This is a genomic window from Kribbella sp. NPDC058245, assembly GCF_042882005.1.
GTDB lineage: Bacteria > Actinomycetota > Actinomycetes > Propionibacteriales > Kribbellaceae > Kribbella.
The window spans coordinates 24,098-40,439 of sequence record NZ_JBHVWY010000012.1 but is presented as its reverse complement, the minus strand read 5'-3'; the positions used below and the strand labels follow the sequence as shown (position 1 = coordinate 40,439).

Here is a 16,342-nt window from a genome sequence, read left to right as displayed (position 1 = left end):
CGGCTTGAGGGGGCTGGGCGAGCCGCTGTTATCAGACGAATTCGATCCGGTTCCCGTGGCCGTCGGCGGTGTGAAAACGCCTTCGGCCCGGGATCGTTTCGTTGTCCCAGGCAACTGGATAACCGCTCGCCTCGAGTTGCGCGGCCAGGCCGTCCAGGTCGTCGACTTGCAGTGCTGGATGGGCTTTCCGCGCCGGCCGGAAGTCCTGCTCGACGCCGATGTGGATCTCGGCGTCACCTTGGCGGAACCAGCAACCGCCGCGAGCTTTGAGGAGCTCGGGCTTCTCGACGTCGGTCATCCCGAGGGCGTCGCGGTAGAACGCGCGGGCGACATCCTCGCCGCCGGGCGGGCAGGAGACCTGCACGTGGTCGAGCTTCATGACTTGCGCGCTACTGCGAAGATCCGGCGGAACGGGAGCAGCGTGCCGTAGTCGCGCTGCGGATAGGCCTCGGCCAGGCGAGCGCCGTACTCGGCCTCGAAGTCCTTGCGCAGCTCGTCGGGCAGCGACTGCAGCACCGGCCGCGCGCCCGTGCCCTTCACCCACTCCAGTACGGCGTTGTCGCCTTGCAGCAGGTGGAAGTAGGTCGTCTCCCATGCATCCACGGCACAACCCTCAGCACTCAGTACGTCGACATAGTCGGCCGGGCCAGGAACGTCGGGGCGCAACGAACGATCGCGCGCGAACTCGGCGTACGGGTCCTTGGCGGCGATCTCCCGAAGGATCGCGTGCGAAGGCGCGTTACCGTTGCCGGGGATCTGGATCGCGAGCCAGCCACCGGGGCGGAGCGCCTTGACGAAGCCGGGCAGCAGGTCGAGCTGCTCGGGAACCCACTGCAGGGTCGCGTTGGTGACGATCACGTCGAGGCTGCCCTCGGGTGCCGCCCACTCCCGTACGTCGGCCAACTCGAAGCTGAGGTGGTCATCGGCGTACTGCTCAGCGGCCTCGAGCATCTGCGGCGAGCTGTCCAGCCCGACAATGGTTGCCGACGGCCACGTTTCGCGCAGGGTCGCGGTGAGCGCGCCCGGGCCGCAGCCGAGGTCGACCACGCTCTTCACATCGTCGGCCCGGACACGGCGGACGAGGTCGGCGAAGGGGCGGCCGCGCTCGTCGGCGTACGTGCCGTACTGCTCGGGGCTCCAGACGGGGGACGTGCGCATCCTTGGCACCTTCTCTGCTCTGCGGGGATTTATCTTGACGTCGAGATATCTTAGGCATCGGAGGTCTCTTGATGTCAAGAGTCTTGATGGCGTACGCTCACAGGCATGGAAGACGAGGTCGACCGGCTGCTCGAAGCCTGGCGCCGGGAGCGTCCGGACCTCGACGTGACCCCGATGGAGGTCCTGTCGCGGGTGAGCCGGCTCGCGCGGCACCTGGACCGGGCGCGCAGTCAGGCGTTCGAGACCCACGGACTCGAGTCGTGGGAGTTCGACGTACTGGCGGCGTTGCGGCGCGCGGGTTCGCCGTACCAGCTGTCTCCCGGGAAGCTCCTGAAGGAGACGCTCGTGACGTCGGGGACGATGACGAACCGGGTCGATCGGCTCACCGCTCGCGGTCTGGTCGAGCGCCTTCCGGATCCGGCCGACCGGCGCGGCGTGCTGGTCCAGCTGACCGACGCCGGACGGGACGCGGTAGATGCGGCCATGGCCGATTTACTGGCGCACGAGCGGACGTTGCTCGGCGCGATCAGCGTCCGCGACCAGGCGCGGATCGCCCAGTTGTTGCGCGAACTCGTCCGGCCGTTCGATCTGGAAAAGCACTGACGGTGTTTGGCTACACATTCTGAAGAATTCCGCCGCAATTCTGCGAAACCACAGACCGTCACTTCGCATCTCCCGAATCGTTGCTAGTTGCAACGAGATCGAGAGACTGCTGTAGCGGACCGCTATCGACACTGAGTGACCGAGGCCACTAGGGTCCTTACTGTCGGTGGTGAATCGACTACAAAACGTTAACGACACGGTGACTTCGGCGGCTAGAGGTGGCTCGCCGAAAGCGATCGCGTGGTGTCCGGGGCTCGGGGCCCGGACAACGCCGGTCGGCACGGGGCCCGCTCACCCAAGGTGGCGCGCCCTCCGAATCACAGGGGATCGGAGGGCGCGCCGCCTCATTTCCGAGGTTTGATCAGCACAGTGGATTTGATCAGATCGGAATTGTTTATTCGGCCCGTTCGGCAGCGTCGAACCACTGCGTTTCAAGTTCGGCGCGCTCGTCGCCGAGTTTGCGGAGATCGGCATCCAGCTCGGCCAGCCGCTCGTAGTTGCTCGCGTTCGCGGCGATCTGGTCGTGCAGCTTCGCCTCGGACTCGGTGAGCTTCGCGATCTGCCGCTCGATCCGGTTCAGCTCCTTCTTCGCCGCCCGCACCACCGCCGCGTCGACCGGCTGCTCTGCTGGTGTGTTGTCGACGGCCTCGACCGGCTTGCCCTCGGTACGGCGAGTGGCCCCGCCCGCATCGAGGTCCTCGATGTACTGGTCGACGCCACGCGGCAGATGCCGGACCCGGCCGTCGCCCATGATCGCGTAGACCATGTCGCTGACCCGCTCCAGGAAGTACCGGTCGTGAGTGACCGTGACGACGACGCCCGGCCAGCTGTCGAGGAAGTCCTCCAGCACGGTCAGCGTCTCGACGTCCAGATCGTTGGTCGGCTCGTCGAGGATCAGCACGTTCGGCTCGTCCAGCAGGATCCGCAGCAGCTGCAACCGCCGCCGCTCACCACCGCTCAGATCCGAGATCCGCGTGGTCAGCCGATCCCCGGTGAACCCGAACCGCTCCAGCAACTGCGAGCTCGTCATCTCACCGCCGTGACCGGCGAGCGCCGCCGTGTTCTTGATGGCGCTGATGTGATCGAGGACCGTCACCGACCCGTCGATCTCTTCGAGATGCTGCGACAGGTTGGCCACCCGGACCGTCTTGCCCTGCTTGACCACGCCGTGGTCCAGCGGCAGCAAGCCGGTCAGCACCTTGAGGAACGTCGTCTTGCCGGCACCGTTCGGCCCCAGCAGCCCGATCCGGTCCGCCGGGCCGAGCCGGAACGTCACGTGATCGAGCATGACGCGATCGCCGAACTTCAGGCTCACGTCCTCCGCGTCGAACACGTCCTTGCCCAGGCGCGCGGTCGCCAGCTTCGACAACGCCAGCTTGTCGCGAGGCTCAGGCTCGTTCGCGATCAACTCGTTCGCGGCGTCGATCCGGAACTTCGGCTTGCTGGTCCGCGCGGGTGCACCGCGCCGCAGCCAGGCCAGCTCCTTCTTCAGGAGGTTCTGCCGCTTGACCTCACTGACCTGAGCGCTCCGCGTCCGCTCCGCCTTCGCCAGCACATAAGCGGCGTACCCGCCCTCGTACGACGAGATGTCGCCGCCCTGCACCTCCCACGTGTTGGTACACACCGCGTCGAGGAACCACCGGTCGTGTGTCACCACGACGAGCGCGCCGGCCCGGTCCACCACATGCTGAGCCAGCCAGTTGACCGCCTCGATGTCCAGGTGGTTCGTCGGCTCGTCCAGCACCAGCAGGTCGACCTCGATCATCAGCAGCTTCGCCAACGAAGTCCGCCGCCGCTCCCCACCGCTGAGCGTGCCCACCTTGGCCTCAAGGTCGACCTCACCCAGCAAGTGCTCCATCACCGAGCGTGCCCGCGGATCAGCCGCCCACGTATAGGTCTCGACATCCCCGAGCACCGCGTGCAGCACCGTCTCGTCCGGGTCCAGCTCATCCGTCTGCCCCAGAAACCCCAACCGCAGATCGCGGTTGTGCGTGATCCGCCCACTGTCAGGCTCCTCACGCCGCGCCAGCACCTGCAGCAACGTCGACTTCCCGTCCCCGTTGCGCCCCACCACGCCAATCCGGTCGCCCCGTCCCACCCCCAGGCTGACGGCATCCAGCAATACACGAGTCCCGAAGCCCTTGGACACAGCTTCCAGGTTGACCAAATTAGCGGCAGCCATAACCGCCCCACCTTATCCGACCCCCACACCCCGCCGTACCGAAGCACGGGTAGTGGTCCCCCACCCAGCCCACCCCCGCCGTACGAAGCACGTGTAGTGGTCCCCCACCGAGCCCACCCCGCCGTACCGAAGCACGGGTAGTGGTCCCCCACCGAGCCCACCCCGCCGCCTACCGCCCCACCCGATCCCCCACCACTACCCGTCCGCCGGTACGCCTCGATCAGCCGAACCACGTCCCGCAAGCCCACCCTGTACGCCCGCGACCTCCACGCATCTGCTGGGTTAACCCATGAGGTTGTGGGTTCTGGACCCTCATGCGAGTACGGAACCCACAACCTGATGGGGGAACCCATCAGCTGGCGGTGGACTCCCCTGCAGCCAACCCCCTGAGCACCCCTCAACGCGCCATGAACTTTGAGCACCCACCGATCACTTTGAGCCCACGGACCCGGTTGGTAGGTGCACAAGGCACCCGGCCCCCACTCGCCTCGCCTTCCCGTACCGCTCCGCCAGCCTCGACCGATGCCACACCACCGGCAGAGCTCACCGAATCTCCCCATCAGGTTGCCCTGGGCATCCATCGGTACGACGGACGCGCCGTACCGGCTGAACTTTGTGATCTGGCTGTGATCCAACCAAACGCGAGATGGCGGCGTCTATCTGTGCGGCGGGCTCACTGGGAGCCCTTGCATACGAGGGGAAATCACTATCATGCGCGTTCGTTCTCAGTTGGTTCGCCGGGTCGCTGCCACCGCCGCGGGCCTCGGCCTCGCCGCCGGCGCGGTTGTCGGGATCGTGGGCGCCACGTCCGCCAGCGCCGACGTCAAGACCACCACCGTCGCCGCCTCCACCGCCGCGGTCAAGAAGACCGTCACCATCGACGGCACCGACTGGATCGTCCCCGCCGGCTCCAAGGTCCGCTACTTCGGCAAGACCACCGGCATCGCCAAGAACACCAAGGTCCAGGTCCAGCGCCTCGACGGCAAGAAGTGGGTCAACTTCCCCGCGACCACCAAGGTCACCTCGAAGGGCACCTACTCGGTCTATGTCCAGACCTCCCGCGTCGGCAAGAACTACTTCCGCGTCGCCGTCGCCGGCCTCGTCACCAAGCAGCAGTACCTCGAGATCACCAAGAAGTGATCCCACCCGCAGCGCCCGCCGTCCCCCACAGACGCCGGGCGCTGCTTGCGTTCACGGGACAACCGTCTCGTGATCCCAGGTATCCGCCAGAACCCTGGCCAGCAATGGATCTGGCGATTCAGTCAGGTACGGCGTCTGGTCCGGGTCACGCACTGTCGCAGTCACCGGTACGCCGAACAGCCCCGTAGCCAGCCCCGATGCGAATCCACGGTGACAGCTTCCTGAAGTGCACGCTAATTGGTGATTTTTAGGGACCCAGTGACGAAAATCCACCAACTAACGGCCTGGCGGCATCAGGATTCCGACGAATCGGGGCAGCTACTCACGGTGTCCACCGAAGCGGGAGGGACGGTCCAGCTTCATCTGGCTCCGTTCAGGTGGGTTAGGTATTCGTTCTCGTTCAGGGGGTTGCCGTCGGTGCGGGGGCGTACTGGGTGGGGCGTTGGAGTGGGGGCGTGAGTGGTGGAGGTGGTGGTCAGGAGGGCTTCGCCGTGGGTTTGGGTGGGGAGGTGGGACTCGAAGGTGTGGGTGGTGGCGGCGGGGAGGGTGCCTTGGAGGTGGGCTGAGGTGGGGGTGAGGGCGGTGGAGGTGAGGGTGCCGTGGTTTTCGGCGAGGAGGGCCAGGACTCGGGAGAGGGAGTCGGGTGGGATGTCCAGGTCGAAGTGGTTGATGGGTTCTAGGACTGTGGTGCCGGCCGCGGCGATCGCCTGGAGGAGCAGGGGTGGGGTTAGGCGGCGGAAGTCGGCGGCTGTGGTGACGGGGCTGAAGTAGGCGGTGTGGGTGAGGTCTACGCGGATGTTGGGGATCTCCCAGCCGTAGAGGCCCTGGGCGAGGGTTTGGCGGACTGTTTCCTCGATGGCGGTGTGGAAGGCGCGTGGGAGGCCGCCGAGTTCGACGGCCAGGCGGTAGTCGACGCCTTCGTCGTGAGGTGCGACGCGGAAGCCGAGGCCTGCGGCCCAGTGGTTGCCGGGGGCACTGATGTCGCGGTGGGAGGTGCCGGTGCCGTTGAGGCGTTCGATGTAGATGGGGCTGGTCTGGCTGAAGGTCACGTCGAGGTCGTACTCGGTCTCCAGCAGCGACGCGATGACCTCCTTCTGGACCTCGCCGTACAGGCGGACGGTGATGTCCGCGGCCTGGTGGCCCTGGATGAGCGGGTCCTGCTCGGCGAGTTGAGTGAGGGCCTGGAAGAGTTTGACGCGGTCGCGGGCGGTGACGACGGTCTCCAGAGTGGGGCGGGCAAAGAGGTTGCCCACAGCATCAGCCGGTACGCCGAGTTGGTCGCCGATCCGGATGTCCTTCAGACCGCGCAGCGCCACGATCTGGCCAGCTTCCGCTGACGAGACGGTACGACGGGAGCCATCGTCGTACAGGTCGATCGCGCTCGGACGGACCTGGTACGGCGGCCCGTCGGCGGGGTGGACGTCGACAGACGAACGGGCGGTGAGGGTGCCGCCGAAGATGCGGGCCGAGGCAAGCTTCTGGCCGGCGGGACCGCGTTCGACCTTGAAAACCTTGGCCTGCAAGGGTTTCACGGGTGAGTCAGTTGCTACGGGCAACCAGGATTGAATACCCGAGACGAGTTCCGGCATACCGATGCCGGTCATCGCGGAACCGAAGTAGACCGGGTGGGCGCAGCCCAACGCGACCTGGCGACGGAGTTCGTGCGAGTAGTCGGTGGACTGAAGATCGTCCTCCAGATAGCGCCGCAGAAAGATGTCGTTGCGCTCAGCAAGGAATTCGCCGAGGTCGGAGGGGAGAGCGTCAACAGCGGCGGCCCTGGTGCCCAGGTCGCGAATCGTGCTCATCGGTAGGGCGTTCGGGGTGAGTAGTCGGTGGATGTCAGCGAGGAGGGAGTCGTAGCGGGCGCCGACACGGTCGACCTTATTCACGAACAGTAGCGTCGGGATGCGCAGGCGCGTCAACGTGCGCATCAGTAGGCGGGTCTGGGCCTGGACGCCCTCGACCGCGGACAGCACCAGTACGGCGCCGTCCAGCACGGAGAGCGCCCGTTCGACCTCGGCGATGAAGTCGGAGTGGCCGGGGGTGTCGATCAGGTTGACCGGGAGGTCGCCCAGGGTGAACGAGACCACGGCGGAGCGGATCGTGATGCCGCGGCGGCGTTCCAGGTCCATGGAGTCGGTCTGGGTGTTGCCGTCGTCGACCCGGCCGACGTGGTCGATGATGCCGGCGGCATACAGGAGCCGCTCGGTCAGGCTGGTCTTACCGGCGTCGACATGCGCCACGATACCCATCGTCAAAGAGTTCAACGGTCCTCGCGAATGCTTCGAAGTGAACTGTCCTGGTCAGGCAGATCACTGAGCACCGCATGCCGTTCCCCTTCTCCATCCGATAGGTCCTTCGGAACGTAACACCACGGCCGACTCGAGAGCGACCGATTTTCCAGTCAGGCCTTCAGCACCGGTACGTCGTATTGCTGGATGAAGCCGTCGCGCGTCACCAGCGTCAGCCGCTCGGTCAGCGCTTGCGCGATCAGCATCCTGTCGAATGGATCCCGGTGGATCGCCGGCAGCCGACCGGCGAGCTCCGCATGCCCCATGCTGATCGGCAGGTCACTCAAGCCGCCACGCGCGATCCAGTCCCGCAGATCGTCGGGCAGCGTCAGCTTGCCGGAGGCCGATTTGATCGACAGCTCCCACATCGTTGCCGCACTGACGTAGACCTCGAGTTCGGTGTCGATGCGATCCATCAGCTCATCAGACAGTTCGGGGCTGTCCTCGAGCCACCACAGCAGGACATGGGTATCCAGCAAGAGTCTCGTTTGGTTCACGACAGCATGCCGAAGTCGTCGGCAATCTCGTCGTTCGTCTCAGGCGAGTCCCAGTCGGCGGAGCGAGGCATCCGGCCGGCCAACGATCCACGTCCTGAACGCCGATGTACCCTCGGCAAGGGAACCACCTGGGCCACCGGATGACCGGCGCGGCTGATGATGACGGTTTCGCCATGCTCGACTCGGTCAATGATTCGCGACAGCTGAGTCTTCGCCTCGTGAATGTTGAACTGCGTTGCAGGTTCACCCATCTCCAACACCTCCTTAGCTAGGTTAGCTAAGTGTACTACCGGGAGACGGAGGCGGGGAGGATTCGGGCGCCGGGGACGGGGGCTTCGGCTTGGCGGACCATGCGGCAGAGGCCGGACTCGGAGAGTTCGACGGCCAGGTCGACGGCGGAGCGGGAGTCGGCGGCGAGGAAGAGGCAGGTGGGGCCGGAGCCGGAGATCATGGCGGCCAGCGCGCCTTGGTCGAGGCCGAACTGGAGGGTTTCCCCCAGCTCGGGACGCAGCGAGAGGGCCGCTGCCTGCAGGTCGTTGCTGAGGGCAATGGCTAGCGCCTCGGGACGGCCGGAGAGCAGGGCGGACATCAGCTCGGGGCGGACCTGCGGGGGTTCGACTCGGCGGAGCGGGCGAAGGCGGTCGAGCTCCTGATAGACCGCAGGCGTTGAGAGGCCGCCGTCGGCGATCGCGAAGACCCAGTGGAAGACGCCGCGCGACATGACCTCGGTGACCTGCTCGCCGCGGCCGCGGCCGAGGGCGGTGTGGCCGACGAGGCAGAACGGTACGTCGCTGCCCAGCTCAGCGGCGTGTCCCTGCAACTCGGTCTGGGAGAGCTGCAGCCCCCACAGGCGGTTGCACGCGACCAGCGTTGCCGCAGCGTCGGTCGAGCCGCCGGCCATCCCACCGGCGACCGGGATGGTCTTCCGGATGGTGAGGTCGACGCCTTCTTCGACGTCGTACTCGGCCTGCAGCAGGCGGGCCGCCCGGACCGCGAGGTTGGTGTCGTCGGTCGGGACCTCGGCCGCGAAGTCACCGACGACCTCGACCGAGATCGCGGAGTCGTCGTCCCGCAGTACGGCGGTCACGTCGTCGTACAGGGCGACGGCCTGGTAGACCGTGGCCACCGGGTGGAAGCCGTCCGGCAACGGCGGACCGACCGACAGACCCAGGTTGATCTTGGCCGGCGCCCGCACCGTCACCTCAGCAGAAGGAGACACGGGCACAGGCTAGTGCCTTAGGTAGGTGATACGGAGTGAGCTGCGCCAGCCAGGGCGGCGAACTCGGCGATTCCCAGCATCTCGCCACGCAGTCCCGGGTCGATGCCTGTGATGCGGAACACCTCGTCGAGCTGAGCGCGGTCCGGCATCCAGCGGGCGAGCGCCGAGCGGACAGTCTTGCGGCGCTGCGAGAACGCTCCCTCGATGACGGCGAACACCTCTTCCCGTGATGCCTCCGTGGCCGGAGGCTCGTGCCGGGAGAAGGCGACGAGCCCGGAGTCGACGTTCGGAGCCGGCCAGAACACGTTCCGCCCGACCGGTCCGGCGCGTCGGACATCGGCGTACCAGGCGGCTTTGGCGGACGGTACGCCGTACGTACGCGAACCGGGCCCGGCCGCCAGCCGGTCGGCGACCTCGGACTGGACCATCACCAGCCCGTGCTGCAGCGACGGCGAGACGCGCAGGAGGTGCAGCAGGACCGGTACGGCGACGTTGTACGGAAGGTTCGCCACACAAGCCGTCGGCTCGCCGATCTGGTCGGCAGTGACCGTCATCGCGTCCGCCTCGACCACCGTGAACGCGGCCGCCTGATCAGGCGCGTACGTCGCGATCGTGTCCGGGAGCGCGGTCGCCAGCACGTGGTCGATCTCGACCGCGGTGACTCGGTGGCCCTCGGCAAGCAGTGCCAGCGTCAGCGACCCGAGCCCCGGGCCGACCTCCAGCACTGTCTCGCCGTCGGCGGCCAGCTCCGCCGTCCGAACGATCCGGCGGACAGTGTTCGGGTCGATCACGAAGTTCTGGCCGCGCTGCTTGGTCGGGCGGACGCCGAGCGCGGCGGCCAGTGAACGCACTTCAGCCGGACCGAGCAGTCTCGGTCCGGCTGAGGTGGATGAATCAGACGAGGTCACCTCGTCAGTCTTGCAGACAACAACCGTCAGGCCTTCTTGCCACAGACCGGCCAGTCACCGTAGCTACCGCCGCGCGCTGCGCGGACCTTCTCGGCGATCGCGATCTGCTGGGCCTTGCTCGCCTGGTGGGCGTTCTCGGCATACGCCGTGCCACCGAAGGCGGCCCAGGTGCCGTGGCTGAACTGCAGGCCACCGTAGTACCCGTTGCCGGTGTTCGACTGCCAGTTGCCACCGGACTCACAGGCGGCGATCCGGTCCCAGGCGCCGGCGTTACCGCTCGCGGGCGGCGCCGGGGCCTCAGGCTTCGGCTTGGTGCCGACAGTGACCGCTTCGTCGACAGCCTCGGTGAGCACCTTGCTGGTCACGACCTTGGTGGCGCTGAGCTTGCCGTCCAGGTACGTGTACAGGTAGGTGACGCTCTTGGAACCGCTCTTGCCCGGGGCGGTGACCTTCTTGGTGCCCTCGAGCATCGTCGCCGACTCGGTCTTGTCGCTGCCGAAGGCAACCTTCTCCGTGCGGGTGACCTGCTTGAGGTCGACCTTGACGAAGCCGATCGTGTTCACGGCGCCCTGCTTCAGCACGGTGGCCGGAGCCGGGGTGATCTTGTCGTCCTTGTCCCACGCGATCTTCGCGGCGGTCAGGGCCTCACCGACGGTCGAGACCATCAGCTTGGAGGTGACGGCCTTGCCCTGCCGGACGATCGAGACGGTCTTCGGGGTCTTCACGACCAGGTCCAGCCCCTCGCGCCCGAGCGGCGCGCTGCGGCTGGTGGAGAAGAAGGCCGAGCTGTCGTAGCGCAGACCCAGATCGGCGAGTGCCTCGGAGACGGTGTCGGCCGTCGTCCAGAAGGCCTTCTTGACGCCGTCGGCGTTCACGGTCAGCTGGCGGCCGTACTGCACCGCGATCTCCTGACCGTCCTGCAGCTTCGAGTCCAGGGACGGCGCGACCACGTCGTGGTCACCGACCTGAACTTTTTCGGCCTTGAGGGCGTCGGAGACGGTGGAGCCGAAGGTGTGGACCTTCTGCACCTGGCCGTCGATGGAGAGGCTGACCGTCTTGCTCTTCGTGGCGTAGGCCACGGAACCACCGACGACGGCGATCGCGGCTGTCAGACCGACAGCAACGATGATCGACTTACGCACTAAAGCTCCCAGGTAGGGCTACCCGGGCACGAGGTGGGACAGCACAGGCACCGGTCACAGACTCCGGACTGGTGGTCCGGCGACCTTGATCGACGCCGAGGGGCGTGCTGTCCGGCATCTTCCCCGATCCCGGCCAACATCACGGGACCATAACGAAGAAGTCGCGACAATGCCAATCCTCTGGTCGGCGAGTCGGCAAAAGGTGTAATGAGCCAACTACACGCCGTGTTGACCCCAGTGCCCGCGGTGCACCACTTCGGCCGTCGTACGGCGCCCTCTTGTGAGCGACGGCGACCGCTTGTCCGGGGCCCGGTAGCCGACCGACATCAGGCCCACCATCTCGAACCCGGCCGGTACGCCGAACTCGGTCAGCAGAGCCGCGACTTTATCCGCCGGAGGGCCGAAAAAGCAGGCTCCCAAGCCTTCGTCGACCACTGTCTGCAGCATCAGCAGGGACGCCATCCCGGTATCGACATACCAGTACGGCGCGGTCCAGTGGGCCTCGTCGCGGTCGGTCCAGCCCTTGTCCGATTCGGTGTACCGATCGAGGTACGCGTCCTTGTGCGCGAAGGCCAGAATCAGCAGCGGCGCCCGGCGCAGCCCTGTGATCCATTCCACATACTTCTCGTCGGGGTCCGCGGCCGCGATCTTCCAGTACCGCTCCCGGTCGTCACCCTCCAGTGTGAGGAACGCCCAGCCCTGGGTGAACCCGCCGGAAGGGGCCCGGAGACCGTTTTCCAGGATCCGCTCGCGAATTTCGTCCGGGACCGGCCGGTCGGCGTCGTAGTTGCGCACCATCCGGCGCCGCCGGACCACCTCACTGAACTCCATCTACCAGGTCCCCCCGAACGCACGGTCGGCGTTCTTGTTGAGTGCCTCGCACAGCTCGGCGACCGAGATGTTCAGGGTGCCGGCCATCTTCCGGACCGTGTGCGGGATCAGGTACGACGCGTTCGGCTGCCCGCGATGCGGCGACGGCGTCAGGTACGGCGCGTCCGTCTCGACGAGGACGCGGTCGAGCGGCGTCACGGCCAGCGCGTTGCGCAGCGAGTTGGCGTTCTTGAAGGTGATCACGCCGGCGAAACTCAGGAACGCACCACGGTTCACGCACTCGCGCGCGAACTCGGTATCCCCCGAAAAACAGTGCATCACAAGGCGATCCGGGACCCCTTCGCGGTCGAGGATCTTCAGGATGTCGTCGTGCGCGTCGCGGTCGTGGATCATCAGCGTCTTGTCGAGCCGCTTGGCCAGCTCGATGTGCGCGGCGAACGATTCGTGCTGCGCGTCGCGCCCGTCCTCGCCGGTCCGGAAGTAGTCGAGACCGGTCTCACCGATCACCCGCACCTTCGGTGAACTCTGCGCCAGCCGCTCGATCTCGGCGAGCGCGCTGTCGAGCTCACCGGCCGCCTTGAGCTTCGGGGCCTCGTTCGGGTGCAGCGAGACGCCGGCGATCAGATTCGGGTACTGAGTCGCCGCCTCGACCGCCCACGCGGACCCAGGCAGGTCGCACCCGACCTGGACGATCCGGTTCACGCCGACCGACGCCGCCAGCTTGATCGCCTCGGCCGGGCTCAGCCAGGCCCCGTCCTCGCCGTCGGCGATATCCAGATGGCAGTGGGCGTCGACCACACTCATCGGCAACGGATCCGGTACTGCCGGCCTGGTCCGGTCCCGCGACCGCCCGTCCTCACCGATCGCCGCCCGCTCCCGCGTCGGCCGTTCGACCTCCACACCATCTGAACCCATGGCCTCTAGATTACTTCGGCGGCTGCCTTTACTTTGCCGAGCAGTTCGGTCCACATGCCGGTGGAGTGTTCGGCTTCTTCGGCGCTGGCGTTGTTGTCCTGGGTCAGCGTCAGGTGCGTCGAGTCGGTCAGGGTCCAGGTCAGCGTGTGGTAGTTCTCCGGTACGTCGTCCTGCCCGGTCAGCGGGCTGAAGTGCGTGAACCGGAGCAGCCGGGGCGGATCGATCTCGAGGATCTCCCCCTTGTCCTGGTACGGCTTGCCCTCCCACTCCCCGTTCCAGGTGATCGGGCTCCCCTTGGACCAGTCCGTCTCCACGGCAGCCCCGAACCACAACTCCTTCAGCTGCCCGGGGTCGGTCAGCACCTCCCAGACCTGGTCCGGAGTCGCCTTGATGTCGATCTCGGCACGCGCCAGATAGTCAGTCATGCCCCGACCGTACGACGGCCGGCCGGGTCGCGCTTGTACAAACGCGTCAACTGATCTGCGGAAGGACAGGACGTATACGCCCACGACAGCGCCCGCGAGGTAGATCCCCGCGGGCGCCGCTCGCTATGCAGACATCTACATCCTGCCCTTAGAGCAACCGCGCCAGCTCCTCGTCGACGACCGACGGGGCGAGCTTCGTGAAGATCGGGGTGGGCGTGGCGACCGGCGTACCGGCGACGATCGGCACCGAGGCCCAGCGGGGCTGGGCGGTGTAGTCGCCGGTGATGATCGGGTACGCCGGTCCGCCGTCCAGGTCGTCGACCTCGCGGATCTCGGGAGCCGGAGCGAATCTCCCCGTACCGCCCAGCGCCGAGTGGACTTTCTCAGCCGAGTGCGGAAGGAAGGGTGCCAGCAGGCGGTTCGTGTCCGCGACGACCTGCGCCGCGACGTGCAGCACTGTGCCGCGACGAGACAGGTCCGATTCCTTCCACGGCGCCTGCTGCGAGAGGTACTGATTGGCGTCGGCCGCGTTCCCCATCGCCGTCCCCAGGGCCTGCTTGATCCGATGCTGCCGCAGCAGGTCCCCAACCACCCCGAACGCCTGGTTGCTCTTGGCAAGCAACTCCTGGTCGGCAACCGTCAGCTCCCCAGCCGCCGGAATGGCACCGAACCCACGAGCGATCATCGAGGCCGTCCGATTGACCAGGTTCCCCCAGGTCCCGACCAGCTCGTCGTTGTTCCGCCGAACGAACTCGGACCAGGTGAAGTCCGTGTCCTGAGTCTCCGGCCCCGCAATCGACAGGAAGTACCGCAACGGATCAGGCCCATACCGCTCCAACACATCCCGGACGTAGATCACCACCGAACGCGACGACGAGAACTTCCGCCCCTCCTGCGTGAGGAACTCACTACTCACCACCTCGGAGGGCAGATTCAGTACGCCGTACGAACCCGGCGCGGCGTTGTGAGCGAGCAGCTCGGCCGGCCAGATCTGGGCGTGGAAGGTGATGTTGTCCTTGCCCATGAAGTAGTAGGACTCCGCCGACGGATCGCACCACCAGCGCCGCCACGCATCCGGATCACCGGTACGCCGGGCCCACTCGATGCTGGCCGACAGGTACCCGATGACCGCGTCGAACCAGACGTACAACCGCTTGCCGTCCCACCCGGGCAGCGGGACCGGGATCCCCCAGTCGATATCGCGAGTCATCGCCCGCGGCCGGACATCGTCCAGCAGGTTCAGCGCGAACTTGAGCACATTCGGCCGCCAACCGGTCCGGCCCTGCAGCCAACCACCGAGCTGATCGGCCAGCGCCGGCAGATCCAGGAACAGGTGCTCGGTCTCGACGAACAGCGGCGTCTCGCCGTTGATCCGGCTCCGCGGGTTGCGCAGGTCGATCGCATCCAGCTGGTTGCCGCAGTTGTCGCACTGGTCACCCCGCGCGCCGTCGTACCCGCAGATCGGGCACGTGCCCTCGATATAGCGGTCCGGCAGCGTGCGTCCGGTGGACGGCGAGATCGCGCCCTGCGTGGTGCGCGGGACGAGATATCCGTTGCGGTGAACGACTTTGAAGAGTTCCTGGGCAACGGCGTAGTGGTTCCGGGTGGTGGTCCGGGTGAACAGGTCGTAGGACAACCCGAGCCCGTGCAGGTCCTCGACGATGACCCGGTTGTACCGGTCCGCGAGCTCGCGCGGGCTGACACCTTCCTGCTCGGCCTGCACAAGGATCGGCGTACCGTGCTCGTCCGTCCCGGACACCATCAGCACGTCATGACCGGCCATCCGCGAGTACCGGCTGAACACATCGGAGGGCACACCGAACCCGGAGACATGGCCGATATGCCGAGGGCCGTTGGCATACGGCCAGGCAACAGCAGACAGAAGAGAGGTCATGCGGCCGACTGTAAGACGTCTGATCGCCACGAGCGACGGGATTTCACCAGGCCGCCAGCAGTTCCTCCGGCCCGAACGTGGCCTGGAGCCCCTCGCAGGAGCCCCGGCACCCGAATACTTCCAGCCAAGATAGTACCAACAGAGATACTATCTCCGTTGGCACTATTCTCGGCCGAAGAGGGCCTACGGCTGGACGATCAGTTTGCCCTGGGCGTGGCCGTCCTCGCTGATGTCCTGCGCCTTGCCCGCGCCGGCGAGCCCGAAGGTCTCCGCCACTCGCACCGTGAGCTTGCCCTCGGCCGCCGCGGCGAGCTGGGCGTCGAGACCGGCGCGCACCTGGACCGGGTCCGGGTCAGCACCAGTGGAGACAGCGACACCAAGCTCAGCGGCGCCGAAGTCGGCGATCGTGGCGATCCGCTCGGGGCCACCGATGAGCTCGATCGACTCCTTCAGTCCGCCCTTGCCGGCGGTGTCGAAGGCCGCGTCGACACCCTGCGGAGCCGCGGCGCGAACGCGGTCGACCAGACCGTCGCCGTACTCGACCGGCGTCGCACCGAGCGAGCGGACAAACTCGTGGTTACCGACCGACGCCGTACCGATGACAGTCAGGCCCGCAGCGACGGCAAGCTGTACGGCGACCGAGCCGACGGCACCCGCGGCACCGTGGATCAGGATCGTCTCGCCGGACTTCACGCCGAGCAGGTCGAGCACGCGCTGCGAGGTCTCACCGGCGACCGGCAGTCCGACGGCCTGCTCCCAGCTCACGCCCGCGGGCTTCCGCGTCACATTGCCGGCGACCGCATACTCGGCGTACGAGCCTGTGGCGGCCCAGCCGACCACCTCGTCGCCGACCGCGAAGTCGGCGCCCTCGCCGGCCTGGTCGACCACGCCTGCGACCTCGACACCCGGTGTCGCCGGGAAGGCCACGTCCATGAAACCGACCAGGTAACCCCGGCGAATCTTCCAGTCCATCGGGTTCACGCCGGCCGCGTGGACCTTGATCCGTACCTGACCGGCGCCCGCCTGCGGCTCCGGTACGTCGCTGACCGTCAGTACCTCGGGTCCGCCGAACTCCTCGAAAACAACCGCCCGCATGAGAACCTCCGCTGGAGATAAGTTGATGCTTCAAGTTTGTGG

Annotated in this window: 16 protein-coding genes; 2 read left to right on the top strand and 14 right to left on the bottom strand. The window is 66.8% G+C overall.

Annotated features, from left to right (window positions below; genetic code table 11):
- Positions 1-31: 31 nt before the first annotated feature.
- Together ACFVWG_RS26245 and ACFVWG_RS26240 are read right to left on the bottom strand one after the other, a co-directional pair.
- Positions 32-379: a VOC family protein gene (locus tag ACFVWG_RS26245; RefSeq protein WP_391546061.1), complete on the bottom strand. Its 348-nt coding sequence runs from the start codon at positions 377-379 to the stop codon at positions 32-34.
- Positions 376-1,158 (bottom strand): methyltransferase domain-containing protein, encoded by a 783-nt coding sequence (locus ACFVWG_RS26240; protein ID WP_391546060.1) that lies wholly within the window; start codon positions 1,156-1,158, stop codon positions 376-378. Before ACFVWG_RS26240 ends, ACFVWG_RS26245 begins: the two co-directional genes overlap by 4 nt.
- Before the next feature lie 105 nt (positions 1,159-1,263).
- Between ACFVWG_RS26240 and ACFVWG_RS26235 the strand changes: the two genes are divergently transcribed.
- Positions 1,264-1,761 (top strand): MarR family winged helix-turn-helix transcriptional regulator, encoded by a 498-nt coding sequence (locus ACFVWG_RS26235; RefSeq protein WP_391546059.1) that lies wholly within the window; start codon positions 1,264-1,266, stop codon positions 1,759-1,761.
- A gap of 394 nt (positions 1,762-2,155) precedes the next feature.
- Here the strand turns inward: ACFVWG_RS26235 and ACFVWG_RS26230 are convergent, their stop codons facing one another.
- Positions 2,156-3,943 carry an ABC-F family ATP-binding cassette domain-containing protein gene (locus tag ACFVWG_RS26230; RefSeq protein ID WP_391546058.1) on the bottom strand — a complete coding sequence of 596 codons (1,788 nt, stop codon included), beginning with the start codon at positions 3,941-3,943 and terminating at the stop codon, positions 2,156-2,158.
- A gap of 711 nt (positions 3,944-4,654) precedes the next feature.
- Here ACFVWG_RS26230 and ACFVWG_RS26225 point away from each other — a divergent pair.
- Complete coding sequence (locus ACFVWG_RS26225) at positions 4,655-5,083, top strand: hypothetical protein (protein ID WP_391546057.1); 429 nt, start codon at positions 4,655-4,657, stop codon at positions 5,081-5,083.
- Positions 5,084-5,442: 359 nt separating this feature from the next.
- On the opposite strand, the gene ACFVWG_RS26220 is transcribed toward ACFVWG_RS26225, so the two are convergent.
- From ACFVWG_RS26220 to ACFVWG_RS26170, 11 genes are all read right to left on the bottom strand, one after another.
- Positions 5,443-7,335, bottom strand: coding sequence for a GTP-binding protein (locus ACFVWG_RS26220; RefSeq protein ID WP_391546056.1), 1,893 nt, complete (start codon positions 7,333-7,335; stop codon positions 5,443-5,445).
- 152 nt (positions 7,336-7,487) lie between these two features.
- On the bottom strand, positions 7,488-7,871 hold the full coding sequence (locus tag ACFVWG_RS26215) for a type II toxin-antitoxin system VapC family toxin (RefSeq protein WP_391546055.1): 384 nt from the start codon (positions 7,869-7,871) through the stop codon (positions 7,488-7,490).
- Positions 7,868-8,122, bottom strand: coding sequence for a type II toxin-antitoxin system Phd/YefM family antitoxin (locus ACFVWG_RS26210; protein ID WP_391546054.1), 255 nt, complete (start codon positions 8,120-8,122; stop codon positions 7,868-7,870). The genes ACFVWG_RS26215 and ACFVWG_RS26210 overlap by 4 nt, the downstream gene beginning before the upstream one ends.
- Before the next feature lie 35 nt (positions 8,123-8,157).
- On the bottom strand, positions 8,158-9,096 hold the full coding sequence (locus ACFVWG_RS26205; RefSeq protein ID WP_391546053.1) for a 4-(cytidine 5'-diphospho)-2-C-methyl-D-erythritol kinase: 939 nt from the start codon (positions 9,094-9,096) through the stop codon (positions 8,158-8,160).
- A gap of 11 nt (positions 9,097-9,107) precedes the next feature.
- Entirely contained in the window at positions 9,108-9,998 is an 891-nt protein-coding gene (gene rsmA / locus ACFVWG_RS26200) for a 16S rRNA (adenine(1518)-N(6)/adenine(1519)-N(6))-dimethyltransferase RsmA (protein WP_391546052.1), read from the bottom strand.
- A gap of 26 nt (positions 9,999-10,024) precedes the next feature.
- Positions 10,025-11,140, bottom strand: coding sequence for a ubiquitin-like domain-containing protein (locus ACFVWG_RS26195; protein WP_391546051.1), 1,116 nt, complete (start codon positions 11,138-11,140; stop codon positions 10,025-10,027).
- A 216-nt stretch (positions 11,141-11,356) separates the two neighbouring features.
- On the bottom strand, positions 11,357-11,971 hold the full coding sequence (locus tag ACFVWG_RS26190; protein ID WP_391546050.1) for a nitroreductase family protein: 615 nt from the start codon (positions 11,969-11,971) through the stop codon (positions 11,357-11,359).
- A complete protein-coding gene (locus tag ACFVWG_RS26185; RefSeq protein ID WP_391546049.1) occupies positions 11,972-12,886 on the bottom strand; it encodes a TatD family hydrolase in 915 nt (304 codons plus the stop codon).
- A gap of 5 nt (positions 12,887-12,891) precedes the next feature.
- The gene (locus ACFVWG_RS26180; protein ID WP_391546048.1) at positions 12,892-13,311 is read right to left on the bottom strand and encodes an SRPBCC domain-containing protein; all 420 of its coding nucleotides are present in this window, start codon (positions 13,309-13,311) and stop codon (positions 12,892-12,894) included.
- A gap of 148 nt (positions 13,312-13,459) precedes the next feature.
- Positions 13,460-15,205: a methionine--tRNA ligase gene (gene metG / locus ACFVWG_RS26175; protein WP_391546047.1), complete on the bottom strand. Its 1,746-nt coding sequence runs from the start codon at positions 15,203-15,205 to the stop codon at positions 13,460-13,462.
- Positions 15,206-15,388: 183 nt separating this feature from the next.
- Positions 15,389-16,300, bottom strand: coding sequence for an NADP-dependent oxidoreductase (locus ACFVWG_RS26170; RefSeq protein WP_391546046.1), 912 nt, complete (start codon positions 16,298-16,300; stop codon positions 15,389-15,391).
- Between the last annotated feature and the right edge of the window lie 42 nt (positions 16,301-16,342).

Excerpts from the sequence above, each read along its gene's own strand:
- ACFVWG_RS26245 (WP_391546061.1), bottom strand. The coding sequence starts at position 379 with ATGAAGCTCGACCACGTGCAGGTCTCCTGCCCGCCCGGCGGCGAGGAT.
- ACFVWG_RS26240 (WP_391546060.1), bottom strand. The coding sequence starts at position 1,158 with ATGCGCACGTCCCCCGTCTGGAGCCCCGAGCAGTACGGCACGTACGCC.
- ACFVWG_RS26235 (WP_391546059.1), top strand. The coding sequence starts at position 1,264 with ATGGAAGACGAGGTCGACCGGCTGCTCGAAGCCTGGCGCCGGGAGCGT.
- ACFVWG_RS26230 (WP_391546058.1), bottom strand. The coding sequence starts at position 3,943 with ATGGCTGCCGCTAATTTGGTCAACCTGGAAGCTGTGTCCAAGGGCTTC.
- ACFVWG_RS26225 (WP_391546057.1), top strand. The coding sequence starts at position 4,655 with ATGCGCGTTCGTTCTCAGTTGGTTCGCCGGGTCGCTGCCACCGCCGCG.
- ACFVWG_RS26220 (WP_391546056.1), bottom strand. The coding sequence starts at position 7,335 with ATGGGTATCGTGGCGCATGTCGACGCCGGTAAGACCAGCCTGACCGAG.
- ACFVWG_RS26210 (WP_391546054.1), bottom strand. The coding sequence starts at position 8,122 with ATGGGTGAACCTGCAACGCAGTTCAACATTCACGAGGCGAAGACTCAG.
- ACFVWG_RS26190 (WP_391546050.1), bottom strand. The coding sequence starts at position 11,971 with ATGGAGTTCAGTGAGGTGGTCCGGCGGCGCCGGATGGTGCGCAACTAC.
- ACFVWG_RS26185 (WP_391546049.1), bottom strand. The coding sequence starts at position 12,886 with ATGGGTTCAGATGGTGTGGAGGTCGAACGGCCGACGCGGGAGCGGGCG.
- ACFVWG_RS26180 (WP_391546048.1), bottom strand. The coding sequence starts at position 13,311 with ATGACTGACTATCTGGCGCGTGCCGAGATCGACATCAAGGCGACTCCG.
- metG (WP_391546047.1), bottom strand. The coding sequence starts at position 15,205 with ATGACCTCTCTTCTGTCTGCTGTTGCCTGGCCGTATGCCAACGGCCCT.
- ACFVWG_RS26170 (WP_391546046.1), bottom strand. The coding sequence starts at position 16,300 with ATGCGGGCGGTTGTTTTCGAGGAGTTCGGCGGACCCGAGGTACTGACG.